General features: G+C 67.9%; 21 protein-coding genes. 9 read left to right on the forward strand and 12 right to left on the reverse strand.

What is annotated here, in order from left to right; translation table 11 throughout:
• Positions 1–256: 256 nt before the first annotated feature.
• The 5 genes from IRQ30_RS17535 (at position 257) to IRQ30_RS23900 (ending at position 7,173) form a co-directional block, all read left to right on the forward strand.
• Positions 257–1,234, forward strand: coding sequence for an ATP synthase subunit B family protein (locus IRQ30_RS17535; RefSeq protein WP_193614266.1), 978 nt, complete (start codon positions 257–259; stop codon positions 1,232–1,234).
• Positions 1,235–1,774: 540 nt separating this feature from the next.
• On the forward strand, positions 1,775–2,161 hold the full coding sequence (ssb, locus tag IRQ30_RS17540; RefSeq protein WP_193614267.1) for a single-stranded DNA-binding protein: 387 nt from the start codon (positions 1,775–1,777) through the stop codon (positions 2,159–2,161).
• A 402-nt stretch (positions 2,162–2,563) separates the two neighbouring features.
• Positions 2,564–5,575 carry a DNRLRE domain-containing protein gene (locus tag IRQ30_RS17545; RefSeq protein WP_193614268.1) on the forward strand — a complete coding sequence of 1,004 codons (3,012 nt, stop codon included), beginning with the start codon at positions 2,564–2,566 and terminating at the stop codon, positions 5,573–5,575.
• On the forward strand, positions 5,572–6,132 hold the full coding sequence (locus tag IRQ30_RS17550; RefSeq protein ID WP_193614269.1) for a hypothetical protein: 561 nt from the start codon (positions 5,572–5,574) through the stop codon (positions 6,130–6,132). The genes IRQ30_RS17545 and IRQ30_RS17550 overlap by 4 nt, the downstream gene beginning before the upstream one ends.
• Positions 6,133–7,047: 915 nt before the next feature.
• Complete coding sequence (locus IRQ30_RS23900; protein ID WP_264674629.1) at positions 7,048–7,173, forward strand: hypothetical protein; 126 nt, start codon at positions 7,048–7,050, stop codon at positions 7,171–7,173.
• A gap of 47 nt (positions 7,174–7,220) precedes the next feature.
• Here the strand turns inward: IRQ30_RS23900 and IRQ30_RS17555 are convergent, their stop codons facing one another.
• The 3 genes from IRQ30_RS17555 to IRQ30_RS17565 all read right to left on the reverse strand — a co-directional run bounded on the left by IRQ30_RS17555 (position 7,221) and on the right by IRQ30_RS17565 (position 8,664).
• Complete coding sequence (locus tag IRQ30_RS17555; protein ID WP_193614270.1) at positions 7,221–7,469, reverse strand: hypothetical protein; 249 nt, start codon at positions 7,467–7,469, stop codon at positions 7,221–7,223.
• A 58-nt stretch (positions 7,470–7,527) separates the two neighbouring features.
• Positions 7,528–7,839 (reverse strand): hypothetical protein, encoded by a 312-nt coding sequence (locus IRQ30_RS17560; RefSeq protein ID WP_193614271.1) that lies wholly within the window; start codon positions 7,837–7,839, stop codon positions 7,528–7,530.
• Between the two features lie 450 nt (positions 7,840–8,289).
• Positions 8,290–8,664 carry a hypothetical protein gene (locus IRQ30_RS17565; protein WP_193614272.1) on the reverse strand — a complete coding sequence of 125 codons (375 nt, stop codon included), beginning with the start codon at positions 8,662–8,664 and terminating at the stop codon, positions 8,290–8,292.
• Positions 8,665–8,968: 304 nt separating this feature from the next.
• On the opposite strand from IRQ30_RS17565, the gene IRQ30_RS17570 reads away from it, so the two are divergent.
• Entirely contained in the window at positions 8,969–9,439 is a 471-nt protein-coding gene (locus tag IRQ30_RS17570; protein ID WP_193614273.1) for a plasmid mobilization protein, read from the forward strand.
• Positions 9,436–11,124, forward strand: coding sequence for a relaxase/mobilization nuclease domain-containing protein (locus IRQ30_RS17575; RefSeq protein ID WP_193614274.1), 1,689 nt, complete (start codon positions 9,436–9,438; stop codon positions 11,122–11,124). The genes IRQ30_RS17570 and IRQ30_RS17575 overlap by 4 nt, the downstream gene beginning before the upstream one ends.
• Before the next feature lie 322 nt (positions 11,125–11,446).
• Here the strand turns inward: IRQ30_RS17575 and IRQ30_RS17580 are convergent, their stop codons facing one another.
• Complete coding sequence (locus IRQ30_RS17580) at positions 11,447–11,956, reverse strand: hypothetical protein (protein WP_193614275.1); 510 nt, start codon at positions 11,954–11,956, stop codon at positions 11,447–11,449.
• Between the two features lie 625 nt (positions 11,957–12,581).
• On the opposite strand from IRQ30_RS17580, the gene IRQ30_RS17585 reads away from it, so the two are divergent.
• Together IRQ30_RS17585 and IRQ30_RS17590 are read left to right on the forward strand one after the other, a co-directional pair.
• Entirely contained in the window at positions 12,582–14,669 is a 2,088-nt protein-coding gene (locus tag IRQ30_RS17585; protein WP_193614276.1) for a DNRLRE domain-containing protein, read from the forward strand.
• 2 nt (positions 14,670–14,671) lie between these two features.
• A complete protein-coding gene (locus IRQ30_RS17590; RefSeq protein WP_193614277.1) occupies positions 14,672–14,938 on the forward strand; it encodes a hypothetical protein in 267 nt (88 codons plus the stop codon).
• A 256-nt stretch (positions 14,939–15,194) separates the two neighbouring features.
• On the opposite strand, the gene IRQ30_RS17595 is transcribed toward IRQ30_RS17590, so the two are convergent.
• The 8 genes from IRQ30_RS17595 to IRQ30_RS17630 are packed head-to-tail and all read right to left on the reverse strand — an operon-like array spanning position 15,195 to position 26,392.
• Positions 15,195–15,959, reverse strand: a complete 765-nt coding sequence (locus IRQ30_RS17595; RefSeq protein ID WP_193614278.1) for a hypothetical protein — start codon at positions 15,957–15,959, stop codon at positions 15,195–15,197.
• 47 nt (positions 15,960–16,006) lie between these two features.
• On the reverse strand, positions 16,007–16,441 hold the full coding sequence (locus IRQ30_RS17600; protein WP_193614279.1) for a DUF4913 domain-containing protein: 435 nt from the start codon (positions 16,439–16,441) through the stop codon (positions 16,007–16,009).
• Entirely contained in the window at positions 16,438–18,213 is a 1,776-nt protein-coding gene (locus IRQ30_RS17605) for a type IV secretory system conjugative DNA transfer family protein (RefSeq protein WP_193614280.1), read from the reverse strand. Before IRQ30_RS17605 ends, IRQ30_RS17600 begins: the two co-directional genes overlap by 4 nt.
• Positions 18,197–20,602 carry a M23 family metallopeptidase gene (locus IRQ30_RS17610; RefSeq protein ID WP_193614281.1) on the reverse strand — a complete coding sequence of 802 codons (2,406 nt, stop codon included), beginning with the start codon at positions 20,600–20,602 and terminating at the stop codon, positions 18,197–18,199. Before IRQ30_RS17610 ends, IRQ30_RS17605 begins: the two co-directional genes overlap by 17 nt.
• Positions 20,603–20,608: 6 nt before the next feature.
• Entirely contained in the window at positions 20,609–21,148 is a 540-nt protein-coding gene (locus IRQ30_RS17615) for a hypothetical protein (RefSeq protein WP_193614282.1), read from the reverse strand.
• Positions 21,145–22,734 (reverse strand): ATP/GTP-binding protein, encoded by a 1,590-nt coding sequence (locus IRQ30_RS17620; RefSeq protein WP_193614283.1) that lies wholly within the window; start codon positions 22,732–22,734, stop codon positions 21,145–21,147. The genes IRQ30_RS17615 and IRQ30_RS17620 overlap by 4 nt, the downstream gene beginning before the upstream one ends.
• Positions 22,731–24,254, reverse strand: coding sequence for an SCO6880 family protein (locus IRQ30_RS17625; RefSeq protein WP_193614284.1), 1,524 nt, complete (start codon positions 24,252–24,254; stop codon positions 22,731–22,733). The genes IRQ30_RS17620 and IRQ30_RS17625 overlap by 4 nt, the downstream gene beginning before the upstream one ends.
• The gene (locus IRQ30_RS17630) at positions 24,251–26,392 is read right to left on the reverse strand and encodes a DUF8175 domain-containg protein (RefSeq protein ID WP_193614285.1); all 2,142 of its coding nucleotides are present in this window, start codon (positions 26,390–26,392) and stop codon (positions 24,251–24,253) included. Before IRQ30_RS17630 ends, IRQ30_RS17625 begins: the two co-directional genes overlap by 4 nt.
• Positions 26,393–26,399 lie beyond the last annotated feature (7 nt).

Genomic DNA, 26,399 nt, shown 5'->3' on the forward strand with positions numbered 1-26,399 from the left:
GGACCTGATCCCAGCATGGGAGGACTACGCCATGGCCGGGCTGGTCGCGGAGGCCGTCGAAAACGCCGTGGACCCCGCGATCTGGGGACCGAACCGGTAGAGGGGGACCGCCGGCCCCACCGGCGGGTGGGGAGGACTCCGGCCCTCCCCACACCCCTCCCGGGTGCGCGCCCTTCCGTGCGGCGACGGGGGGACGCCGCGCCCTGCAAGTCGGTATCTTGCTGCAAAGGCAAAATCCGCACAGGGGGCGCGCAAAGTGACCGATGGGGACGCGGTTGCCAACTACGCCGCGGCTGCGCTGAGCGAGTTGACGGCACAGAAGGCGATGTTGGACTCGATCACACTAAGCCGCGAGTTCTCGCTCGCTCCGATGCGTGAGGCTCAGGCTCAGCGCGAAGCGATGCGTCAGGCCAAGGCGCAGCGCGAAGCGATGCGCGAGGCAATGTTTGCACCGATGCGTGAAGCCAAGGCCCAGCGCGAGGCGATGATGGCCCCCTTCCGCGACGCTCAGACCCAGCGCGAGCTGATGATGGCGCCTATCCGCGAGGCCAAGGCCCAGCGCGAAGCGATGCGCGAGGCAATGTTGGCGCCAATGCGTGAAGCCAAGGCCCAGCGTGACGCGATGCTGAAGACCCTGAGGGCCCACCGCGAGGCGATGCTGGCGCCAATGCGTGAGGCTCAGGCTCAGCGCGAGGCGATGATGGCGCCTTTCCGTGAGGCGAAGGCCCAGCGCGACGCGATGTTGGAGACCCTGAAGGCCCACCGCAAGGAGATGCTGGCGCCAATGCGTCAGGCCCAGGCGCAGCGCGACGCGATGATCGCCCCCGTGCGTGCTGCAGTCGAGGCTCAACGACAAGCCTTTCTGCAAGCCTCCCCTGTTGACCAGGAGGAGTTCGCCCGGACGATGCTGGGTCCGGTCAGCGAGGCTGTGAGTTGGCAACTGGATGCGGTCGCTGCTGTTGCGGCCGATTCTGACCAGACGGCCGACGAGGCCGAGGTGGCAGGCGGCGCGGTCCGGCCCACGGTGGGCAACGACTGGGCCCTCCACGTCTTCGCGGACTACACCGCGGTCATGGTCTTCCTCATGCTCGTGGGCTGGTGGCTTAGCGAGGCGACGCGGCATGGGAACGACCTGGCGGAGGCGAACGGAGCCGAGGTCTTCGCAACACTCTCGGGTTTCCTCACGCTTGCCTGGGCCATCCGCAATCTGATCCTCCGAGCCGGTGACGAGTAGACCGATCTGAAGGGCGAGGCCGCCGCACCGCCAGCTCGCGGCCGCGCGCACGCAGCTGAACATCGCCTACAACTACTGCGACCGCGCCGCGGTCCTCGACGCCACCTCCGGCGCCGAGTGCATCGGCGTCGAGGTCTCCGGCTCGGCCGAGGCCACCGGCATCTCGGCCGAGCCCCCGGCGGGTGGGAAGGGCCCCAACCCTCCCCACCCCACCCGGCACCAGGCACCGGCCCAACCACCCTCAGAAAGGCCCCGGCCGGGCAAGAGCCCCGGCAAGGCGACGGCCCTACGGCCGCCACGGCCCTCGATTTCAACCACTTTGGGTACGCGTTCTTGCTCCCCGACGCCGCCCATCGTGTCTCGGCCGAGACACCGGTCAAGGGCAAGCGCTGTGCCCTGCGGGCACCCCTGACCGGCTTACCCGACCGGATCGGGCGGCAGTTGTCGGGAGCAAGCCACACGACAGGTCCCACCACCTGGTGGGCCATGTGGGCGCCTGACGTCCGAGCCAGATCACCCCCTCACGAAGGAGTACCAGCCATGAGCACCACCACCGTCACGTTCGCCGGCAACCTCACCAGCGACCCCGAGCTCCGGTTCACCCCGTCCGGGACTCCGGTCGCGGAGTTCCGCGTCCTGGTCAACCGCCGGACCAAGGACCGCGAGACCAACGAGTACCACGACGCCGAGCCCACCGGACACAACTGCAAGGTCTGGGGCAAGAAGGCCGAGAACCTGGCCGAGTCCCTCACGTCCGGAGCACGCGTGGTCGTCCACGGACACGTCGAGACCGAGGCCTGGACCGACAAGGACACCCAGGCCAAGCGGACCCGCGACGTCGTGATCGTCGACGAGATCGGCCCCTCGCTGAAGTACGCCACCGCAAAGGTCACCAACAACACCAAGACCACCACGCAGCAGGACTGACCGACCACCAGCGCACGGGGGAGGGGACTGTCCCCTTCCCCCCGCAGGCTGATCTGCGTTTCATGATTCCCGAACGGCGCGAACGGAGTCGACCCTCTGCGACAGACCCGCGGCCGCGACGCGCAGGCCCAGCACTGGCGGCATGAACGGGCCTTGCTGGTCGCCTGCCGGAGGTACCGTCGACCCAACTGCGGCCCTCCTCACACGCACCCGAGTGTGCCAGGGCTGCGCCTGCCGTCCGGCGTTGTACAGCAGTGCCAATATCGACGCGAATCGCCGTTGTCCTGGCCTAGTCCACATCCGAAAACTTGGGAAACACCCGGTACTAGGTCCCAGGGTAGTAAAGACTTCCCGGCAGTTAGGCACTTCTCCAGGGGTGCTGATCGCGCTTAGGGAGTTTTCATGGCTGCGTCACCCTCCGCACGTCGGATGCGAACCATCGTTGGCGCAGGTGTCGCGACGTCGGCGCTGTTGGCAACATTCGCGGCGCAGCCCGTGGCGGCCCAGCTCGCAGGGTCACGCGCTCCGCTGACCCAGAGCGGCGCCACGGCCGGTCTGGACGAGGAGGCCGGGCTCGTTCCTGAGCTCGCCACGGAGACGTCGAACACGTACCGGCAGAGCGACGGCTCGATGAAGCTGGAGGCGTTCACCGAACCCGTGAACTTCCAAGCAGAAGATGACTCCTGGGTCCCGATCGACAACGAACTAGTGGCCGCGCCGGGCGCCGCGTATGAGGCCGAGAACGCCGCAAACAGCTTCGAGGTGAAGATTCCCTCGGACCCCGCTGTGACGCCGGTGAGGTTCACGACTGAGGACGCCTGGGTGACGATGCGGATGCACGGCCTTGACGACGCCCCGCAGATCGAAGGTGAAGAGGCGACCTTCTCCGAGGTGGAAGACGCCGACGAGGTGACCTACCAGGTCAACAACACCGGCCTCAAGGAGGACATCGTTCTTGACGGTCCGCCCACCGAGGGCGAGGGGTCGTTGGTCTACACCTACAGCCTTGACGCCAGCTCCGGCATCACTCCCGTGCTGACTGACTCTGGGTCGATCGAGTTTCGTCGTGCAGACGGCGAGACGGAGGTCGTGATGCCGGCGGGTTTCATGACCGACTCGGCGAGCCCGTCGCCCGGGCTCAGCCACGACGTGGCCTACGAACTCGAGCCGCAGGGTGCTGGGTGGGCACTCACCGTCACGCCCAGCATGGGATGGCTGACCGACCCCGCACGGGTCTACCCCGTGACTATCGACCCCTCGCTGGCCGACAAGGTTGTGGGACGGAACTGCTGGCTTCGCAGCAGCACGCCGAACGAAAGCAACTGCTACACCCCGTTAATGCGAGCAGGTAGGAACGTGGACGGTGTCGCTACTCGCACGGTCTTGCTGTTCGATCTGTCCGCAGTTCCCGCTACCGCCGACGTTTACGGTGCCAACGTGGGCATCACGCAGTCCTCAATGCCGGGGATGATCAACGCGGACTACGCGCTGTACAAGGCCCTTAAGAGCTTCGACAACACGGCCACTTGGAACTCCGCAGGTGCCACAGGCGGCTGGGACGGCGGTAGCCCCGCCGAGGCGACTCCTTACGGCCGGATCCTCCTCTCGCCTAACTCAACTAGTCGCCGCTACTTCGCCGACAACTTCAAGACCCTCATCCAGGACTGGGTAACCAACCCCGGACACCGGACCTCACTCGTCCTCAAGCAGGCCACCCCGGTCGTCAACAACAGCGTCGTGTACTTCCACTCGAACAGATCCACAGCCAGCTCCGCTAACCATCCTGCACTCTCTGTCTATTACACGGTCCCGGCTCCCCCTGCTCCGCCAGTGACCGGCCCGCCCGTGCTGCAGGCCGGTGACGGGACTGTCCATACGGTCACAAACCTCGGCGCAACGCCGGTGACAGCTGCTACGAACCTGGTTGTTGGGCCCAACGCCACAGTTGACGTACCCCTCGCAGGCATTGGCTCCCTGCCATCGGCAGACGATCTGGCCGCCGTTTGGTCGAATGTGCGCGTGGCCAACTGGGGTGGCACTGCCGGTGGCGTCAGCGTCTACAACTCGGACGACGACTCTCCCCCGGCGATCGCGGGCCTCCCGTTCACAGCAACCGACTCGGCTGCCGATGGAGTCGCTAAGAACCTATTCAGTGCCGTCTCAGAAGGCGGCGGTGTCAGAATCCTCAACCACAGCAGCAGTCCAGTGACGGTCACACTGACGGTGCAAGCGTGGTATGCGACGGCGGGCAACACTGTTCCCACCGCGACACTCCCCGCACCGATGGATAGCCCCCTGAAGGCAGAGGGCCAACTGCTCCTCAACGGAGCACCCGTAACGAATGGAGAAGTGCACGTCGAGGCCTGGCCCAACGACACCGTTCTGGACCAGCTACCCGAGGACGGAGAGGTCGAAATGCTTGATCTCGGGACCGTCACCACCGACAGCACTGGGTCCTTCGAGCTGCCTTTGGCAGGCGCTGAAGTACCGCCTGCCTACCGGGATTCTGAGGCGAGAGCGAACATCAGTCTCGAGGCCTCCTCCGCGTCACTCACGATGGAATACAGCCAGACGCTAGATCCGCTCACGGGCGGCCAACAGGGAACGCAGGCGATGAGCGTGACGTCCGACGCCGGCCCTGATGCCCTGGTCCTGGACTTGGGTGCGGGGACGGTAGATGAGGCATCAGACCCAGCCTCCGAGTGGCGCACTGTCGATGATGAGCCGCTCTCGACACCTGAGCAGACGGCCGCGAAGACGGTAACCGTCCGACCTCGTTCTCCCTCGACCCCGGGAGCACTACAGCGCGGAGGCGGATGTCGAATCGCTAAGAAGGAGTTGGGTCCTGGCAAGCCAGAGCGTTTTGTATCCGTCTACAACTGGTCGGGCGCGAAGGCAGATCTCACCCAAGAAACGTCATCCGAGCATGAGATGGGGATCGCGTTCAAAGCGGAGAAGGGTGCGGTTTACACCGCGGATGGGACTAAGAAGGTAAAAACTTCGAGCAAGGGAGAAGCTCTAGGAATCGTCAATAAAACCTTCAGCAATAACGTCCGGTACCGCAAGTACGTCCGGGGGTGTAATTGGCTAGAGCCGAGTGAGTACGCCGTCTGGTACAAGCCCGAGATAATCGGCGCGTACTTTACGAACCCTGAACCGATCCAAGCCAAGAACTGGCGTCACAACTGCATTGACTATGATTTCAAATTCAAGTTCACTAAGCACAAGGGGTCGGGTTACACCAAGAAGGGGGGCATCGATCTGGGTTTTGTCAAATTGAATGCCCAATGGGGCTACGATAAGAAGTCAACCGTCATGATTGATGTTCAGAAGTACTCGGAGATCTGCTCGAGTGAGCAGGGAGAAGAGATCAATCAGGCTCGGGGGATTCAAGCTCGAAAACTTGGGACGTGATGTTCAAGATTTCCGCGTGCGGCGTCATCATCGTTGTCTTGACGCTGAGTCTCGCCGGCTGCGTCAACAACAACGAGGACAACGAAAGCGAATCCGCAGGGTTCCCGCGGGTAGTCGCTGGCAACCACGACCCGATTCGGGGTGGAATGGAGCCTGGAGCCGGTGGAGTTGCCTCCGTCAGGATCGGTTCGGTTTGTCGGGTCGGAGATCAACCGATTGAGCTGACCGAGGTCACTGTTGACGACGTAGAAGGCGACATCGCGCTTACCGACTTTTCTGTCTACGCTGACCCGCCGGGAGGACGTTTGGGAAGTGGGGCCCAACCGTTTCCGATCCGCGAGGTTTCTGGCTATCGAGGCGGCGACGTTGTTTCGGCCCTATGCAAGTCCGACTCGGATGTCTCGGGCGAATCACTCGCGGTTGAGCTGACCCTGAGCTCGGGGCCGCTCGGCGTCGCGAAGGGCTTCACACTCTCCTGGGAGAGCGAGGGTGGCACTTACACGGTCAAGATTCCCTGGACGCAGGAGTTGTGCGTCAGGTACCGAGACTGTCACTGAGGCCTCGTTAGAGGCCAAATCGGCGCACAGACAGAGGACGGGTACAACCGAGCGGAGATCTCGTAGCAATTGGGGTCGCTGGCCCGTCAGATCACCACACGGACAGATCTCAGGCAGCCCATCGCGAGCCGAGCCTGTCGAGGAGCTCGCGCACAGTGTCACCGGCGACGACCTGGCCGGGGATCCGGGTTGGGGTTGGTCAGGTCATCGAACGCGGAAAGCGCCGAGGAGTACGTGAGCGCTTTGACGCGAAGTTTCGGTCATGAATTCATCCTGTCGGCTGTCCCGAGGCCCTGCGTTCAGTAAGGCGCAGGCGTCGGCTCGAGTCCGTCGCATTGACAGGTGCAGCCGCGCCGGATCATCAGCTCAACCTGGTTCTCACAGTCCTCGGCCAGGTGTTCGGGCACCTCGCACATCGCATCGACTCATCGTTGCTCTCCTTGCTGCTGGAGTGCCTATTGATGGTCGGCATGCTTGGGTGGCACCCACGCCGGGGTACGGCACCACATGAGCGTTGGCCGGGCGGCCCGGCCAAATCCTCGGCGATCTCCACCGTGCTCAGCCCCTTACAGTCCGTGACCGCTGGGGCGTCGCACGACCTAGGCTCCGCACGATCCCTCTCCCGCCATCGCCAGCCGCCTTTCCGTCACCAGATGGGTCAGGCGGCGCCGGAGGCGCCGCCGCCCTGGTCCTCACCGTGGGGCGGGAACGAGACATCGACGCACGCACTGTGACCAGTCGAGCCGGAGGCTCGCGAAGGGGTCGCGGCCGTCAGGCCGATGTTGATCGACTTCGGGACGCCGAGGCCCGCGTCGTGAGCTCGCGCTGCTTCCAGCCTGAGGTCTTGGCCGCGGCGTGCGCGCTCTCGGCCCCCTCGGCACCTGAGCTGACCAGGCCGTGGTGAGTGGGCCCCCGGTGAGCACCCCCCGGGAGGCCAAGAGGACCCGCGACGTCGTGATCGTCGACGAGATCGGCCCCTCACTGAAGTACGCCACCGCTGAGGTCGCCGACAACACCAAGACCACCACGCAGCAGGACTGACCGTCGACCACCAGGGCGCGGGGGACTGGGCCCTTCCCCCCGCAGGCTCATTTGCGTTTCGTGATTCGCCGAACGGCGCGAACGGACTCGACCACCTGCCACAGACCCACGGCCGCGACCAGCAGGCCCAGCACCAGCAAGAACACGCGGTTGCCAGTGGCGGTCTCGTCATGTCGCATGAAGAACGCGACGAAGACCATTGTCGCAAAGAAGCAGGCGCGCAGAACACCGGCGAGGCTCTCAAGAACGGCCGCGCGCCCTGGGCGGTTCATGGTCGCCGGTCGCGCATCGACCACCCGATGTAGATCCCGCCGACCGCGGCCGCCAGGTGCGTCACCACCAGCAGGACGTCCACTAGTCACTCGCGGCCAGGTCGATGACTGCCCGCAGTTCTTGGATGATCCCTTCTCCGGTCAGCGTCGGGTCTTCGCGCATCCGAGCGGCGGTAGTGGCAGCGAGGAGTTCCAGCGCAGCATGAAGCAACGGCTGCACGTCAACGCTCGTCGTCTGAGCCTCGTCGTCGATGAGTAGCGACACCGCACCTATGTCCTCGAGCCTTCGCAGGGCAAGACGAATCGCCGGGTCCGGGTTGGGGTTGGTCAGGTCATCGAACGCGGAGAGCGCGTCGAGAAGTACGTGAGCGCTTTGATGCGAAGCTTCGGTCATGGGCTCATCCTGTCGGTTGTCCCGAGGCTCTGCGTCCAGTACGGCGCCGGCGCCGGTTCCGGCCGACCGCGTCCGCAAGTGCAGCTGCGTCGCATCATCGGCTCAGCGCCGTTGTCGCAAGTCTCGGCCAGGTCCTCCTGCACCTTGCACGGATCGCATTGACTCATCGTTGCTCTCCCCTTGCTGCTGGAGTGCTGATCGTTGGTCGCCATGGTCGGGTGGCACCGACGCCGGGGTACGGCACCCACGGGAGCGTTGGCCGGGCGGCCCGGCCAAATCTTCGGTGGTCTCCACCGTGCTCAGCCCCTGACAGTCCGTGACCGCTGGGGCGTTGCACGACCTGGGCTCCGCACGATCCCTCTCCCTCCCTCACCAGCCGACCAGCGTCACCAGCTGACGGTGCAGGTCGACGCCCCCGGCGGTCGTGGAGGCAGACGCAGGGGCGCGGGGTCAGGCGACGCCGGAGGCGCCGCCTGAGTCCTCACCGTGGGGCGGGAATGACACGTCGACGCGAGCACTGGGACCAGTCGAGCCGGAGCCTCGCGAAGGAGCTACGGCCGGCAGGCCGGCGTTTATCGACTTGGGCACGCCGAGGCCCGCGTCTGCGAGCTCGCGTGGCTTCCAGCCGGCGGCCTTGGCCGCGGCGTGCGCGGTCTCGGCCTCCTCGAGGAGCGCGTTGCGGGCGGCGACCCGCTCGGCGATCTCCTGGTCTTCGGTCTCGATCTTGTCAAGCACTTCGGCGAGAGTCCGCACGGCGGTCTCCTTCTCCGCGAGGAGCGCGTCGAGCGCGCTCTTGACCTTCTTGTCGACGTCGCGTTTGGCCATCGGTTGCGTCCTTCCGTCCCGAGAATGTGCCGTCTCCGGCGCAGCCGGTGCCCGATGCGTTCGGCTGTTCTGCGTCGGTGCTGTGGCCTCTGGTTCCGCTGGAGGCGGGGGGCCACGAGAGCGGCCAGCCTACTCTCGGTGAGGCCGCTGCGCTACGTATAGAACGGGAGCAAGCTAAACGGTAAGCCGTGCTTACCGTTGAATGCCGCCACGCCGCATGCCACACTGCGGAGGTCGGCAATGTGGAGACCCCCCCTTTCGGGGGTCGCTGCGCTGGGCTGAAGAGGCGAAGGAGCGAAGGCGCGTGCAGGACGAGGACCGGGACCAGGCCGCCGCGTCGCCGGCGCCCGGGGCCGGGCCGGAGCCCGCGCGACGCGGGGGAGGCCGGCGCCAGCCCCGCCGTGCCGGCGAGCGCCGCGAGTTCCGGCACGAGGTAAAGGTCAACGGCCGAGACGAGGAGGCGCTGATCCTGCGTGCGGCCGCGCGCAACATCTCAGTGTCGCGTCTCCTGGTGGAGTCCGCGCTGGCCGGGGGAGCGGAGGCGGCACGCACCAAGACCGAGTTGGCCGAGGAGTTGATCCGCGCCAACCGTCTGCTGATCCGGCTGGGAACGAACGTGAACCAGATCGCCCGGGCCACGAACGCGACCCTGGAGACGCAGCCCGAAACCATGGCTGCCATGGAGGCGGTCGAGCGGCTGTGTGGTCGGCTGGAGCGGTTCGTCGATGGGCTCGAGCAAGGCGGCCGCCGCACGTCTGAGGTGAGGTCGAGGTGATCTCAAACATCGTCAAGGGCGGCGACATGAAGGGTCTGATGCGCTACCTGACCGGCCCCGGTCGAGCCAACGAGCATGTGCGGCCGCACATCGTGGCCAGTGACGGTTTCCCCTCCCAGGTGTTCGCGGCCGAGCTCCTCGACCGCACCGCGGCCGAGGAGATCGCGGACTACGTCGAGGCGCCGCGTGAGCTGTTCGGAACCACGATCCGAACACAGGTGAGCGAGCAGGACCCCGAGACCGGGGAGCGCGTCGTGCTGGGGATGCGCGATGCCCACGTGTGGCACTGCTCGCTCAGCGTGGCGGCCAAAGAGGGGCCGCTGAGTGAGGAGACCTGGGAGGGCTTCGCATCGGACTTCATGGACAAGATGGGGTTCACCGAGGAGTCCGGGAAGTCACCGTGTCGGTGGGTGGCCATCCACCACGGCGCGTCCAAGAGCGGGAACGACCACATCCACATCGCGGCGTCGATGGTGCGCGAGGACGGCACCAAGTGGGACGGCCGGATGCGTGACTTCACCCGCGCCAGGGACGCGTGCCGCGAGCTCGAGACGAAGTACGGGCTGGCTCACCCGCCGAACTACGAGGCGGGGGTCTCGGTGCGAGGGGAGCAGCCGGCCGAGCAGCGCCAGGCCGCTGAGCTGCAGCTGCCGGCGACCGCACCGAAGCTGCTGGCCGAGCGGCTGCGCGGGGCCGCGGTCGCCTCCTCGAGTGAGGCGGAGTGGGTGCGCCGGGTCCGCGCCGATGGGGTGGTCGTCAAGCCGTTCTACGCGAAGGGCACCACGGATGTGGTCGCCGGCTACCGGGCTGCGCTGAAGCCGGAGAACTACAACGACAAGCTCGTGTTCTACGGGGGCGGGAAGCTGGGCAAGGACCTCTCGCTCCCGCGCCTGCGGGAGCGGTGGGGGAGCCCAGGCGAGCAGGAAACCACGGCCGCTACAGCCGAGTGGCACGCAGCCTTCGCGGGGAGGGCCCCGGCCGCGCCGGGCCAGGAAGGCGCCGGGCTGGACAAGTTCCGACCCGACGCGCAGCTGCGGGCAGCGCAGCGTCTCGGCGAGATGCACGACCGCCTGCAGCAGGTCCCGATCGGGGACCACGGAGCGTGGTCAGATGCCGCCCGAGACGCCTCAGGGGTCCTGTCGGCGTGGGCCAGGTTCGATAAGGAGAACGCTCCGGAGTTCCGGGCCGCGGCGCAGGAGCTATCACGGTCCGCGCAGGTGCCACGCCGGGCCGAGCCGGCCGGGAGCCGGACCAAGGGCGGTGCGAGGGGCGCGGCGCTGATCCTCGCTGCCGCGGCGGCCCCGGGATCGAGCTCGAACAAGTCCAAGGTCGTCGCAGCGATGCTCATGCGTCAGCTGATCAAGACCGCCGAGGCATTGCGTGACAACCACCAGGTCAACGGACGCCTGCGCCAGGCGAGGGCCGTCCAGGTCGACGTCGTCGACCGGCTGCGGCGGGTGTCGTTGGTGGGTTACCAGTCTGAGGAGGCCGACGCGCGCCAGCGCGCGGCCGGGGCCCTGTCGACGGGTGGGCCTGGTCGGCTCAAGGGCGGAGGCGCGACGCCACTCACGCAGCAGCAGCCCGGAGACGGCTCCGGGAGGACCCCGGGCCGCGGCATGCCCCGGCGGCCAAACCGCGACTCGAAGACGGGTCGCGAGGGCCCCGACGGCGGTCCGGAGCGGTGAGCCGCCGAGTCAGTTCAGGGGCGTAGGGGGGTCGCGGTCGTTGTCGACCTCGCCGGCCCGGCGCCGCCAGCGCTGGGGCCAGCTGAAGCGGCCTCGCTGACATCGCATCTGTGCGTAGTAGCCCAGAAGTTCGGGGTCGTGGGTCTCAGCGAATGCGTTGCTGAACATGGTCACTTCGAGGTGATCGCGCCGACGCAGTCGGGCGTTGACAACCCAAGGGGTGACGGCGCCGCCGGTGAGCAGCAGGGGCAGAAGATGGAGCAGGTCGTTAGTAGTCACGGGCCCTCCCGGTCCGTAAGAGTGAGGAGGGCCTCGTGCTGGTTTACGCCGCTCGCAGGTCCTCAAGGTGGTGTTGGTCGAGAACGGAGCGCGGCGGGGCGCACGCGGCGCTCACGAGCGGCTGCACCAGGAGGAGGATCGGGGAGTCCGGGCGGCGGAGTGCGGCGCCGGTCGCGCCGATGGGCGCGGGGGCGCGTCGTCGGTCGAATCGGAGGACCAGTGCGAAGTGGTCGAGGGCGGAGAGGACGAAACGCTCGAACGTCGCTGACGCCAAGCGGCCCCAGCGGAAGCGCTCGGAGGTGTGAAGCTCGGCGCTCGCAACGACTCGGGCGTTCGCCGAGGTCCTGGCGGTTCGGGTGAGGTCAGTGTCGAAGGTGGGGATCGCGCTGACTTCGTGCGCGTGCTGGCGCAAGAACCTGAGGAGATAGGCGAGTGAAGAAATCCCGTTCTTGGCGTCGTTGGCCTTCTGACGATTGACGAAGGAGGCCGGCGCCGGCGAAGGCTGCAGCCGGGCCGCGAGGGCCCAGTCCGCAAGGCGCTGGCTGACGATCATGCTCACGATGGTACGCACCTGGACCGCCAGATTTCGTTCTGCGGCGAAATGCGAGGGGCATCTGTGGACAAAGAGAGACCCCGGCGGTTTTCGGGGTCCGCCGGGGTCTCGAGGAGCGACCGCTACGGCGGGCGTCGCTGGCTGTGCGGATACCGCTCTGGGCCGGTCCTGGTGCCGATCTCGGTGCCCTTGCGGTGCGCTCGGATCTTGCCGGAGTTCTCGTCGACGTGCGCTGCCTGGTGGTGCTGACGGGCTCGCGCGAGGTCGCATGAAGACTCACCGACGGCAGGACCCCGGAGCTCGTGCCCGCCTGTGGGGTGGTTACGCCTCGTTGTAGATCGATCCCTGGCACCCAAGAGAAAGAGGGCTAGGCAACTGTTGGCGGCGGGTTGCCGGCGCCCTCCTTGTGGAGTGCTCGCGGAGACTCCTGGTGACTCTCTCCATTCTCGAGACGAGGGCGGAAGCAACCCCTAAACTCCGGCGAGGTGAAGAGACGTCTTACTTTTCACTGCCCTGCGATCCCCTGAAGGAACCAATGCCCCCGGTACGTCTGATGCCACGGATGACAAGAACTCAAGTCCTAGCGGGGGTCGCGGCCCTGACCCTGACAGCCAGCATGACGGCCATGGTTGACAGTGCCGCTCATGCGACCGACGGAGACGGAGGGTCGACCGAGCCCTCGTCGAGCGTTGCCGGTGAGTGGGAAGCTGCGAGCGCGACCGCGAACGAGAGGTCCCTGCCGGACGGTTCCACCCAGCTCCGTGTCTTCCAGAGTCCGGTGAACTATCAAGATGGCGCCGAGTGGGCACCTATCGACAATGAGTTGGTCGAACCAGCCAACAGCGCCTTCGCCGCCGAGAACAAAGCGGGCGGCTACAGTGGACTGCTTCCCGTAGACGCTGAGAGCACGCCGGTGGTTTTCAAGACCGACGGTGTCTGGGTTCGGATGAAGATGGACGGGTTGGGCGACGCTGAGCCCACTGTCGTGGACGACTCGGCTACCTACCCGGAGGTCGAAGGGGCGGACGAAGTTCGATATACCGCGACCAACACCGGGCTCAAGGAGGACATCATCCTTGATGAGGCGCCTAGCAGTCAGCCGGTTTACACGTACCGAATTTCTGCTTCGCCGGGTCTCGAACTGGAGCAGACGGCCAGCGGCCAGATCAACTTCGTAGACTCCACCGGTCACGCCGCCGTGTCTATCCCCGTTGGAGTAATGAACGACTCCGCGGCAGCGGAGAGCTTCGCGGTGGACTACGAGGTATCGACCAGTGGAAGCGGCTGGATGCTGTCCATCACGCCGTCTCTGAACTGGCTGAGCGACCCTGCTCGGGCATATCCCGTCACTGTTGACCCTTCTCTGGTCATTGCTCCGGCGCGTGACTGCGCGATTGGCACGGGCAACCCGAATACGTCCCACTGCGCTACAGGCAGTCAGGACCTCAAGGCCGGCGTTACAGACGACGGCCGCGTTTCTCGAAGCCTGCTGTCGTTCCCTCTAGGCGCAATTCCGGCCAATTCCTCGATCACAGAGGCGGATCTCTCGCTCTATATGCAGGCGGGTGACGGTGGGCCTGAGGCTCTGTATGAGGTGCGGACAGCGGGCATGGCTTTCACCAACAATGCAACATGGAACAGTTCCGGAACCTCAGCTTGGACTGGCGGAAACCCAGGCACGGTGCAATCCACCGTTGGCCCGCTCACTGGCACCGTGGCGGGTTGGAAGACATTCGAGGGGCTGGAGCCGACAGTTCAAGACTGGATCGATGGGCACGTTCCCAATCACGGACTAGTCCTGAAACAGCGAAGCGAAGTTGTTAAGAACATCTTGACCTTCTACTCAGACTCAGCCAACAACGCTGCCTCGAGACGACCACACCTAGACGTCACATATGAACCGATTGTGGAAGCGACCCTGCCACTTGATGACATCGAGCTCTCGTACCCTGATGTCCTGGGAGTGGCGCAGATAACAGACGCAGCAGACGTCGGGAATCCACTCATCATTACGCCAAACCTTGCGCCAGGAACGCACCTGAGGCAGGAGCCGGACGGGTCAATCATAATCGTTGATTCGCAGGACGCACTTGTTGCGACGGTCATCATCGCGGATGTCATCGCGATGGACGGTCAAACCATTCCCACTCAGAATAGTGTGGTGGGCAACAGTCTGGTGTCCGAAATCCAGCCTAGTTCGCCGGGATCGCTCGAGTATCCATTAACGCAAGCCGCAGCGACGGATATTGTCACTCCCGAACCGCCCTTGCCTGCTGAGCCCTCACTCACTGAGAGCCCCCGCGCCCCCTCGGGGGGAGGGTTCAAGAAGGCGGGTTGCAGGAGGTTCAAGATGACGCAGAAGTGGGGCGCGCCAGTGTCTGCGTACGGCATGGACATAGTTGGACGCTTTTGTTGGAAGAAGGGCACTCAGGCAACATCTCGCATTCGCAGAATTAGTGGGGATAACCTGTGCTGGTCGAACTTCGCGTGGGACTATCAGAACTGCATTGGGCCCAGGTATAGGGACAAGAATCCGTTTGAGGATGGGCACGTTTCAAATGGTTATTTTTCCAACCTGTACTACTTCATGCAGACGAGGGTTTGTGGAGTTGATTTCCTTGATATCGTCTGCACTGGTTGGCAGTGGTCTCGCGTCGGCGTTCGAGCGGAGTACGGTGGCCATATCGAAGTCTTCGGAAGGACAAATTTCTAGTCATGTGGATCAAGAGTATGGGATTCAAGGTGCCCTCCTGGGTGATTGCCGCCGCGATCTGGGCCGTTTCTTTTGGTGTTCTTTGGCTTGCGGGCCTCTTTGAGCAGGAGTCGGATTCAGAACTGAGCACGCTGTCTCCGCCGCCGGAACAGATTGCTATGGCTGCGGTTTTTCTGATTATGCTGTTCTTGCTTACGTGGACCGTGGTTGCGGTAGTGCGCGGTCTGCTGCGCGACCGGCGACGTCACGCGGGTTTAACTCGTCAGTAACTACCGGCCCTAGAAGGGCCCGTCCGCAGCTGGCTGGCACATCGTTGAGCTGCGGGCAACCCTCCTATATGAAGCAGGCTCTCGGGTCGGAGGTGGTCCCGGGCACGGATGGGCCCCACCCTTACGAGTGCCGCGAGGGAAGGCCCAAGAGCTGAGTGAGACGCGTGGTCCGGGCAAGGCGAGACCCCGGCGGTCTTTCGGGGTCCGCCGGGGTCTCGAGGAGCGACCGCTGAGGCGGGCGGTCGCTGGCTGGGGGTTACCGCTCGGGGCCGGTCTTGGTGACGATCTCGACACCCTTGCGGTGTGCGCGGACCCTGGCCGGAGATCTCGCCGACGTGTGCTGCGCGCCCGGGCTGACGGGGTCGGTGCTCGTGTGCGCGGCTGCGGTCTGCAGGGCCGAGCCCGAAAGCTTGTCGGCGGTCAGACGGGCGTCGATGGCCTGAGCAGGGACGCTGGCGGTCCTGAGCCGGTCGCGACGGCTGGTGGCATCGCGCACGTCGCCGGCGACTGCGCCACGGCGGCTGTCCGCCGCACCCTCCACGCCGCGGGCCACGGTCGCGTCTGCGGAGGCTGAGTGGTCCACGGCGCCGGCGTCGCGCTCCGCGACCGTGGTCGCGAGGGTCTGGGCGGCCTCCTCCAGGCTCATCGAGCCGTCGTCGACCGCGGCCCGCAGGTCAGTGCCGGCAACCTCGGAGGCGGCCCCGCTGATGCGCTCGGCGTGGGTCGTCATGCGGTCAGGGTCGATCTCGGCCCACCGTTGGCTCGCCTCCCAGACAGTGGCGGCGTCGGTGGCCGAGGCGGCGCGCATCCACTCGGCGTCAACGACAGCGAAGTGACTCTCGGCGGCCGCGGCCGTGCCAGAGAGACGTCGGATCGCGGCGTCGGCGTCACGTTCGATCTGTGCGGCCTCGCGGGCCTTGGCGTCGCGTGCGGCGCGCAGGGTGACCTCGAGCGCGCGGGCGCTGCCAGCGCCGAGGCTCATCAGTGCTCGGGCGACGTCGTCGGTGGGGTCCTCATCCATGGTCTTCTCCTTCGATTGGTTGGAGCGGTGGTCAGGGGCAGTCGGGCTCAGGCCTCCAGGAGGCCTCGGGGCAGCTCGTCGAGGGGGAGCCGCGGGGGCGGGTCGTGCCGGGTGGGTCCACACGATCGAAAGGGCCCCTCCGCGCTCATCAGGGCCGTCATGGCGGGGTCGGCGTAGTCGCGCCACCAGTCCGCTGGGGAGGTGCCTTCGGTGGCGCGCAGGGCCTCGAAGGCCATCCAGAGGGTCTCAAGACGGGAGACCGCCTCGGGGTGCTCCCACCACTTGGCACACCACCGCACGGGGCCGGTGTTGGCGACCGGGCGGGCGTAGACGAAGACCAGGTAATCGCTCACGAAAACGTAGACGTTCGGGTAGAGCTGCCCGCTGGTGTCCAGCGGCTCTGCGTCGCCGCCCAGCAAGTCCTCCAGGCCCTCCTCCTGGCCCCGGGCGTCGTCATCGACGTCGAGATCTCCGGTGCTCATCGCACGCTCCGGTCTGCCGCGCTCACGGCGAGGTTGGCGTTGATCGCGGCCGCGTGGGGGCCGGCGAACCAGGGCTGGGGCTTGATAAGGACCGCAGGAGCGCCGGAGGCGAACACCACGGCGCGGCCGTTGAGCTCGCGCAGGTCGGCGGGGGAGAGGATCGGCTGCTCCTGCACCGAGTGGGTGCGCGAGGGGCCACCGCGGCCCCCGGAGGTCCGCGAGCGGGTCTGGTGCTCGTAGGTGCCCACGAGCTTGGAGAGCCGGCCCAGGAACCGGTCGTCGTCGACGCCGCCGCCGTAGACTCGGACGTTGGCGGCCGACCAGAGCTTCTCCATGCCCTTCTCGCCCCACACGACCTCACCTTGGGCCCAGTTCTGCAGGATCGTCATCAGGACGATCCCGCGGGACCCGAAGTGGCTGTAGAGCGAGTCGAGGTCGCGGAACCGGCAGATGTTGGCGGCCTCGTCCAGGACGCCGACGAAGGGAACCGGGAGCCGGCCTCCGGGGGAGTCGGTGGCGCGCTCCTCGAGCGCGTCGATGACCGCCATGGTGAGGGCGGCCACGAGCGGGCCGGCCGAGCCCTGGCCCTCCTTGGAGAGCGGGTAGAGCGTGTCGGTCGAGCCGGCGAACTCCGCGGGGTGGAACTGCGGTGTCCAAGGGTCGGCGGGTGCGGTGATCCACTGGCAGTAGCGCTGGTTGCGCAGGAAGCCGAGCCGCGCCCGGGCGGTGCCGTAGACGCCGTCTCGCTGCTTGTCTGCGAGCAGCGACAGCGCGCGCAGCGACTGCTCCTGCTGGACGTAGCCGTGCTCCTCGAGCAGCCGCATCGGGTCGGGCCGCGTGGGGTCCGTGGCCCACTCGTAGACCGTCGTGATGGGCACTTCCCCGGCCGCGGCCGCGAGGAGCAGCAGCCCGATCAGGTTCTCGGCCTCGGGGTCGAAGTAGGCATCGGACTTCGAGCCCTCCGGCTTGGAGGCCATGGCCAGCTGCGCGGCCAGCTTCTCGGCCTTCGCGGGGTCCGCGAGGACCTTCCCGTACGGGTCGCGGGCCGCGCAGCCGAGCGTGCGGTCGTGGGGGGCGATGTAGGTCAGCGGGTTCCACCACCAGGTGGGCTCCGCGTCAGGCGATGATCTAGCGACTCCTTGCGGGTCGAAGACCCACACCCGGCCGAAGGCCTCCCTCGATCGGCGGGTGGCTTCGACGAGGTCGCGCTTGTTGGAGGTCACCAGGAGAGCACCGGGGGCGCTCATGGCGGCCGGGATCGCGTAGGCGGTGGTCTTCATCGTGCGGGGGCCGGCCAGGACCACGACCATGTACTCCCACCCGGAGTACAGGGCGGTCTTGAACCGCACGCTGGTGCCCAGCGGCAGGCCCGGGCGCTTCTCGTCGACGCCGAGCCGTTTGGCCGTGCGCGCAGCGCCGGCCTGGGTGAGCTCGCGAAGGTGTCGGCGGCTGGCCATGTGGCGGGCGGCGGGGTCTGCGTCGGTGCGCGGTCCGCCGCGGCCGGCGAAGAACAGCACTACCAGGAACGCCAGGACGCCGAGCGCCACGGCGCTCACCGTGGCGCCGGTGGTCCAGCTAGTGCGACCTGCGACCACGTCGGCGATGAGCCCGGCGGGGTTGGCCGCCGGCGCGTCAGGGGAGCCGGTGAGGGCGGCTGATAGATGCAGGCTGACCCACAGACCCGCCACGGCGACGAACGCGAGTCCGCCGAGCGCAGCGACGGCAAGGACCTCGTCAGAGGGGCCGCCCGAGCGGTCACTTCTTCGGGGCATGGTGCTTTCCCTTCTCTGGCTGCCGGCGAGGGGTTCGAGCGCCGGCGAGTGTGCGTGGGGCGGGGCGGTTGGCGGGTCGTGTGCGACCCGCCGTGGTGCGGTCGCGACCAGGTGCGGCCGCTGCGGGAGTGCGGGGCGCCGGGGTGCCGGCAAGGACGGCGGTGGCGGTGACTAGGGGGTGATCGGAGATCCGGTTGTGCTTGACCGACCAGTCCTCGTGGTAGCTGTTGAAGGCCACCCCGGCACCCATCACCCAGTCGACACCGGGCTTGGGTGCGGTCCGACACGGACGCACTGACCCGCCGGAGGCCGAGCGCAGCGGGGACTGCTGGACCGTGGGGCAGTAGTAGTCCTCGCGGTCGTTCATGTCCCCGGTCCAGATAACCGGCAGGCCAGTGGCGTGCAGACGGGTCGCGAGCGCGGCCTGCAGCTGGGTCGCGGTGCGGCGGTGGCGGGCGTTGTTGCCGTCGACGTCGGCGGGGTTGTGGAAGCTGCCAACCCACACCTGTTGTCCGGTCTGCAGGCTGCGGAGCAGCACGACCGGCATGGGCTTCTTGTGGCCGCCGAAGTAGGGGATACGGATCGTAAACTTTCGGACGTCGTCCCAGCGGTCGGTGCGCCACGCCACGGCGTTGTCGAGGCCGCTGCTGGGCTTGGGGAACACGCTCCAGATGCCGCGGCTGTAGGCGAGGAACCTCTCGGACTGGTAGGGCTGGAACTCCTGGAAGCCGACGATCTCCAGGCCAGCGGCGTTGAGCCGGGTCAGCGTGTCGCGGGTGCGGGTGTCGGCCTGGGGCCAGCCGGGCTTGTTGCCTCCGGGCTTGGTGTGACTGTGGCCCAGGGCGTTGAAGGTGGCCACCCGCACGCCAGGACCGGTGCCGCCGACGAACTGGCCGACGTTCTCGGCCAGCCACGTCGTGGGGTTGACGTTGTCCTCGCCGTAGATCGACCCGTTCTTGGTGTGGACCTCGAAGTGCAGGTGACACCCGGTGGAGTTGCCCAGGCTGCCCACGGTGCCGATCTGCTGCCCGGCCGCCACGACGTCGCCTTCGGCGACGGTGACGGACTCCATGTGGGCATACCAGGTGGTGAGCGCCCCGGGGCCGAGCGAGACCTTCGTCAGATGCGGGCCGGCCCAGAGCGAGGACTCGATCGAGATCGTGCCGCCGTGCGAGGCCACGACCGGTGTCCCGCAGGCCACCGAGAAGTCGGTGCCGGTGTGCCAGCTGCCCCACCGCGAACCGGTAGAGCGCCAGTTCTTGCGGTCGTACTTCGCACCGTCCTCGACGGGGTAGACGACGGCGCCGCCAGCGACCGCGTCGACGCAGGCCTCGGGGTCGAAGACCGCCGGGCCGAGGTCCCCGATGCCGCCGGCGCCGGGCTTGACGTTGATGTGGACGTGGTCCACGTGGTTCGCGGTCGGTGAGCCCCGATCACCCATGGGCCGCCAGCCCTCGGAGGCTCGGTCGGTGGACCAGATCTGCTGGTACCAGATGATGTAGTCGACGTTGAGGCTCACGGCGTTCTTGCGGGCGTAGGCGGCCAGCGCCTCGCCCTGGCGCTTCCCGGCGGCGTTGATCGGCACCATGAAGTCGGCCGCCAGCCCCGAGGGGTGGCCGTGGGGGTCTCTCGCGGAGACCCGGTAGCCGCCCACGGTCTCGATCTTGAACATGGGCGCGAGCACGTTGACCAGGGCACGCAGCTGCGGCTTGACCGGCCCAAGGTCGAACGGGTCACCGCTCGCGGCCACCGGGGCCACGGTGGCCGGCGGCTGCGCCGGCGCCAGGGCGGCGTAGACCTTGGTGGCGTCGTCCCAGTACCGCTCGTAGTGATAGGGGTCGGCGTTGTTCTGGGTGCGGTGCGCCGCGATTGTCGGGGGCAGCTGCTCCCAGCCCTCGACCTTCATCAGCGCCTTAAAGAAGTTGAGCGACGAGATGCGCGGGTTCATCCGGTCCGCCAGCGAGCCCCACGCGCCGTTGGCGCGCTGCTGGAACAGGCCGCGGGAGTCGGGGCCGGCGCCGTCGCCGTAGTCCAGGACGCGTAGGCCGGACTCGCCCATGGCGGTCATCACGCCGATCATCTGGCCGCGTCGGGAGATCTTGACCTCGGCGCCGGCGTTGATGATCGCTGCGGCGTTGGTCAGCTGCTCACGCTTCCACGGGCCCACCGCGGCCGGCACCGGTCCGGTCACGCTGCCGGCGACGTCGACGACGTCGGAGCCGGGCAGGCAGTTGTCCGCGGCCATCTGTTCGGCCGTGCCGGCGATCAGCGCCACCAGGACGCCGATCGCCATCACCAGCGCCACGGCGCCCGCGATGACGGCGATGAGCAGGGTCTGCGCCTGCGCCTCGCCGCTGTCATCGCGGGTCCGCCGCGCACTGTCGCTCATCGGGCTTCAGTCGGCCGTGACCGGGAAGTGGATACGCATCGCCTGCCACCCGCCGCCCGCCTCGGCCGAGACGCCGCTGCGGGTCAGCTCGACGGTGAAGCGCCCCGCGCTGGTGGGGACCGCGACCAGGGCCCGCATCGGGGTCTCCTCGAGCACGCGGCCGCCCTGGCGGACGGTCAACGGCGGAACCACCGCCGGGTCAGTGGCGGCGTAGGCCTGGCGCCCCGAGGCATCCAGCAACGGCTCCAGCTCGGCCCACCACTGCTCATAGGGCAGGTCCGGGCGCGCCCAGGTCCGCAGCACCACCACGGCTGCCCCCGCAGGCTCTGTGCCGGCGCCGGGCACCACGACACCGTGCTCGTGGTCGTGCTCGTCGGCCGGGACCCCGTCCATGGGCTCGCCTGCCTCCTCGTCGGTGGCCTGCGAGGCCGGGTCCGCGGGTGCCGGGTCGTCGTCGGCCGGGTTGCCGCATCCGGGCGCGGCCGAGACGCTGAGCGCCAGGGCGACCGCGGCGGCGGCCCTCCTGAGGGCCCGAGGGCTGCTCATCCCCGGTCTCCGGACGTGACCCAACGGGCGTTGGTGTCGTGCAGCGCCAGCTCGGTCGGGGTGAGCTTGACCTGGGTCTGGATCCCGGCGCGCTCACCGATCTTGATCAGCACCTTCCCGGCGTCCGGCGGCGGCGCCGGCCGCTCGGAGCCGGTCACCGGGTCACGCAGCGTGCGGGCAACCCAGCCCGGCGGAGTGGACCACGACGCCACGGTGTTGATCTCGGTCTCCGAGAGGCGCTTGATCTCGGAAAGCGCTCGCAGGTCCGCCTTGGCCAGCGCCGCGGTGACCACGATCCCGGAGCGCTCGGCGAAGCCGCGCGCCTTCTGCACGTCCGCTGCGCTGGACATCGACTCCATGTCCTTGAGCGAGTGGGTGACGAAGATGTTGCCCACGCCCTCTGCGCGGTTCAGGCGGGTGATGCCGTCGAGCCGGTCGACCAGGCCGGCGTCCTCCAGGCGCATCGGTCGCCACATCTCATCCATGACAGCCAGGAAGTGCCGCTGCGGTGCCTGCCCGGCGTCCGCGAGCGCGTTGGCCGCCTCGATCGAGGCGAACGCCTCAGACCAGGCCGCGAGCATGACCGCGGCCAGCATCGTCTCCGAGCGCTTCTCCACCACCGAGATGTCGATCGACACCGCCGGCGCGTCGAGGTGCAGACGCTCGGTCGACTGGCCCGAGAACGTGCGGCCCAGCGGTCCCTCGACGACGGCCTGCAGCGAGCGGCGCAGCCCCTTGGTCTCCTTCCGGTACTCCTCGTGGGTCTCGGCCAGGACCATCCGGCGCAGCTCGCCGGTGGGGTTCTCCACCAGCGCGGCCAGGTCGGCGATGGTGGGGGAGTCCCTGCCGGTGCTGCGGTGCTTGTCGTGCAGGAGCCTGATCGCGCCGGCGAGCAGGGAGTGCTCGTAGTCGCGCAGCCGTGAGCGGCGTGCGATCTCGACCAGGGCGGCGACCGCGATCGTGGATCGGTCGATTGCGATGTCGCGCAGCTCGGCGGCTCGCTGGCCACCGACGCGGTTGGCGGCCTCTGCCAGTGCGCCGAGGTCCAGGAGGTTGAGCCGCTGGTGCTCGCCGAAACGGAGGACCTGGCCACCCAGGGCGCGCACCACGTGGGAGTACTCGCCCTTGAGGTCGCCGGCCATCAGCGGCACGACCCCGGCTGCGGCGCAGCCGAGGATCTGGCGGACAGCGAAGCTGCTCTTGCCGAAGCCCGTCAGCCCGAAGATGCTCATCGAGGGAGCCGAGATCAGGCCTGCCTTGAACCAGGAGAACGGGTCACAGCAGACCGTCGACCCGGTCTGAATGTCTTGGCCCACCGGCACGCCCACCACCGGGCGCGAGGAGCCCCCGGCGAACGGCCAGACGCCGCAGACCTGGACCGAGGTGCCCCGGAAGGTCGGCGGGGTCGGCAGGACCTGCCACGAGCCACCGCCCGGGCCGATGTACCCGCGAGGTCCCTGACGGTTGCCGCGCGGGCCACGGCGGCTCGCAGGTGCCGCGTTCGTGGCCTCGATCGGGGGAGCCGGCGTGCCGGTGGCTGCGGCGTGCGCCGCGGCTCTGCGCAGCGCGTCCGCGGTGGTGCTCACATGACCTCCCGCACTCGGTCCGGGATCACGGTGTGCTCCCACGGCACGAAGCCGGCGGGGAGCGTCGTGGCGAATCCGGCGGCCTGCGAGCCGTAGCAGCGGCGCAGACGCAGCGGCACGGTGCCCGCACGGGCGGCCAGCGTCGAGGCGGCCTGGTCGAGACCGTCGGGGGAGGTCACCGTGACGGTGACCAGGAGCGAGAACTGCACCATCACCGCGCCCGCGGCCACCTCCTCACGGGACTGCTCGGTGGCTCGGACCCGCATCTTCTGCAGCGCTGTGGTGCGCTTCTTGCCCTGGCTGGACATGAACATCGAGGCGTTGGCGTCGCTCTCGGAGGCCTTCACCGAGGCCTCCGGGCTCTTGGGTCGGAACACGAGCGCGACCCGTTTGCGGGCGAAGTCGCTGTGCGGCATCAGCAGCGCGGCCGCGGAGAGCTCGGTGATCGCGGCACGCGGAGCCCCGAACATTTCCCACGTGACCGAGACCCCCGAGTCGTGGACGAATCGGTCCCAGAAGTCCTGGTAGGCCACCGGTCCCGCATCCGACCAGTCGATGGCCAGGTCGGGGTGATCCGGGGAGTGGATCGCGGCCTGCTCGAGGAACGGCGCGGCCGCGGGGTCGAAGGCGACCCGCACAATGGCCGGCAGCTCGGCCTTGGTGAGCATCGTGACCGCGCCACCTCCCGCGGAGCCCAGGCGGCCCATTAGCCCGGGTACTCGCCGCGACAGCTCGGAGAGGATGCGGTCCTCGTTGCCCTTGCGGTCCAGGTCCCTGGCGCGGAACGTCAGCTCGACGTAGGTCACGTTCTCGCTCGAGGACGCGGGGTAGGCAGCCACGCACTCGTCCATGACCTGCGCGGCCAGGGCCGGGGCGTTGGGGGAGCGGCGTGCCGCTTCGGCGGCCGCCAGGCGCCCGCCCGGGTCTGGGGCGGTGTCGATGATCGCCTTGCCGCCGATCAGGCCGGGTTCCTGCCCGGCTGCGGTGAGCACGCGCGACCAGCCGGCCACCCACGCGTCCAGTTGCTCCTGGTCCTGCATCCATGGGCCGTCAGCGACGCATTTGGCCACGATCGTGTACATGCCCCCGCGCGAGGGGTTCTTGATGACGACGAAGGGTGCGCCGAAGGCGTCGGTCTTCTCGAGTAGGGAGGTCCGCCCGAGTAGGCCGGGCAGACGGATTGCTGGGTTGCTGTTCCTGGTGAACACGCCACTCCTGAACTGGTGCTCTCGGGCTCGGCGCGCGCGCCGGTAGCCGTATCGACGGACGGTCTTGGTTCCAAGGGGGGTGCCGGTCGCGAGGAATGCCACCGCGACCACGGCGCCGACGACAACGGCGCCGATCGGCCCGGCGATGAGCATCGCCATCATGATCACGACCAGACCCCCGATCAGGACCGCGGTGCCGACCAGGCCGGCGCCTGCAATACCGACGCCCTTCTGCTCGACCCAGTTGCCGTAGGTGCGCGTAGGCGTCCCCTCGGTCCTCTGCCAGGACCTCGTGCTCGTAGTCGTGCTCATCGCTCCTCGTCCCCGTCGAGATCTCCGGTGACGCCCGACGCGGCGCCGCCGCCACCTGCGCGCGTGGCCTGGGAGGCCGCATCCAGGACTCGGGAGGTGTCGACGCCGGAGGCGCCGCTGCCCGAACCACCGGGGGACTCAGCGCCTACCTGGCGCGCCCCGTCGAAGCCTGCAGCGGTCGCGCCCGCGCTCGAGCCCTCGCCGGCGCCAGCCGTGGCCGCTCCGCCCCCAGCGGCGGCCGGCGACGCGCCTCCACCCGCCGCGGCCGGCGCAGCGCCCGCGATCGGGGACGCCCCACCGGCGCTTGCAGTCATGGCCGCTCCCGAGCCACCGGCGCTGCCTGCTCCGGCGAACCCAGCACCGCCTGCGGTGCCTGCGCCCGCGAAGCCCCCTGCGGCGGCGGCGCCGCCCGTCGCCACGACGGCACCGGTGGCCATGGCTGCTCCTACGGCCGCGCCGGCGATGCCGCCGGCACTCGCGCCGCCCATGGACGCAGTCGCGGGCACGATCAGGCGCATCAGCCCCGGCAGGGCCAGGACGCCGAGGATCATCAGCATCATCCCGCCGAGCACCGTGGCCACGTCATCGGTCGTGGAGATCATCTTGATCGCCACGGCGTAGATCAGCGCCGCGACCGGCTTGAAGAGCACGAACGCGATCAGCCAGGACAGCTGCTTCTGGAACGCCTGGCGACCGATCCCGGTGTTCGAGGTGGCCGCCGAGAGCGTGATCCCGAAGACCAGCAGCGGCACCATGGCCGAGCGCACGAACATCAGCGCCAGCTGGATCAACTGCACGATGAGCACGAACAGCCCGAAGGACAACACCACCCACGCCAGGTTCAGCGCACCCATCACCTCTACGAGGTTCAGGTCGAGGTCGACCTGCTTGAAGATCCACTCCGAGAACAAGTCACCGGCCTCCATGGCCACTGTCGTGGCGACGCCCACGATCCCGGACACGATCGTGACCCGCACCAACGCGTCGACGAGTTCGCGCCCGTGCTCGAACTTCCCGGTGATCGCTAGCCTGTAGGCGGCCAGCAGGATGCTGCCGATCATCGCGGCCGCGATCAGCCACTCCATCTGCGTGGTCAACCACACCGCGACCGAATCGGCCCCGATCACATCTGGGTCAGGCAGATCCATCCAAGTCGTGAGCAACGTCTTGAGGGCCCAGTCCGCAGCTTCAGACGCCTGCTGCGCCAAGTCGTCGAGGATGCCTAATGTCACTGCTGACGTTGCCTCTGAAGCCACGTCGGACGCCGCGCCGGTCACCGTCCCGACCGCCGCTCCAGGCACAGCCGTGACCGCGTCACACAGAAACTGCGCGGCCGAACAGGCTCCCGCCGCGGGGGCCCTACTTCCGATGCCGGAAGCAAGGGCCCACCCCGGCGCCACCCGGCCGACGCCCTCCGCGGCGTCTCCGCCGGGGGCCTTCCACTCAACGTAGTCTGCGAGCGACGACAACATCGAAGTCTGAGGCTGACCGTCCGGGGCGAGCACGACCAGCCAGTCACCGTCCCGCCAAACGAGCTCAACGCGTCCCGCTACCAGTTGCCCCGCGTACTGCCCCTCGGTCGCCCGCACAGCGATGCTCACCGTCGCTTGCTTGGGCTCGTATGAGTCCACCCGGAAACCGACGATCTCGGTCGCCACGGGTAGCCCTTCCTCCCCGCTTTCCGCCAGCGCAAGCGCAGCGTCATGCCCCGGTCCCGGTGCCACCCGCTGCTCGATGAGTTGCGCCTGGTCGACGCTGCTCGCGTTCCCGTCTGCGTAGAAGTTCGACGCCGCCAGCACCGCTCCGGCCGCACTCCGTGCGAAGCACTCCTGAACGTTGTTGGATGACTCGCCGGGTCCGAGTTCCGCCGACCGAGGTGCAGCAAGACCGTCGACGATGACCCAGTCGACATTCGAGGGCCCCCCGGCCGGAATCGCCTGGTCCCCATCAGCCAGGCCGCACTTCGACGAGGCAGCGGCCGGGGGATCTTCCTCTCCCTTTCCTTCGTCACCTGTTGGCCACGCGACGAGGGCCACTGCGGCGACCAACGCCGCGACCACGCCCACAGCTGCGATAACGGCCCATCCGCGCCGCCACCACGGGGTTTCGTCGTGGTCGTCCTCGTAGTGCTGGTACATCGGCGTC

Source organism: Nocardioides lijunqiniae, assembly GCF_015024225.1.
Classification (GTDB): Bacteria; Actinomycetota; Actinomycetes; order Propionibacteriales; family Nocardioidaceae; genus Nocardioides; species Nocardioides lijunqiniae.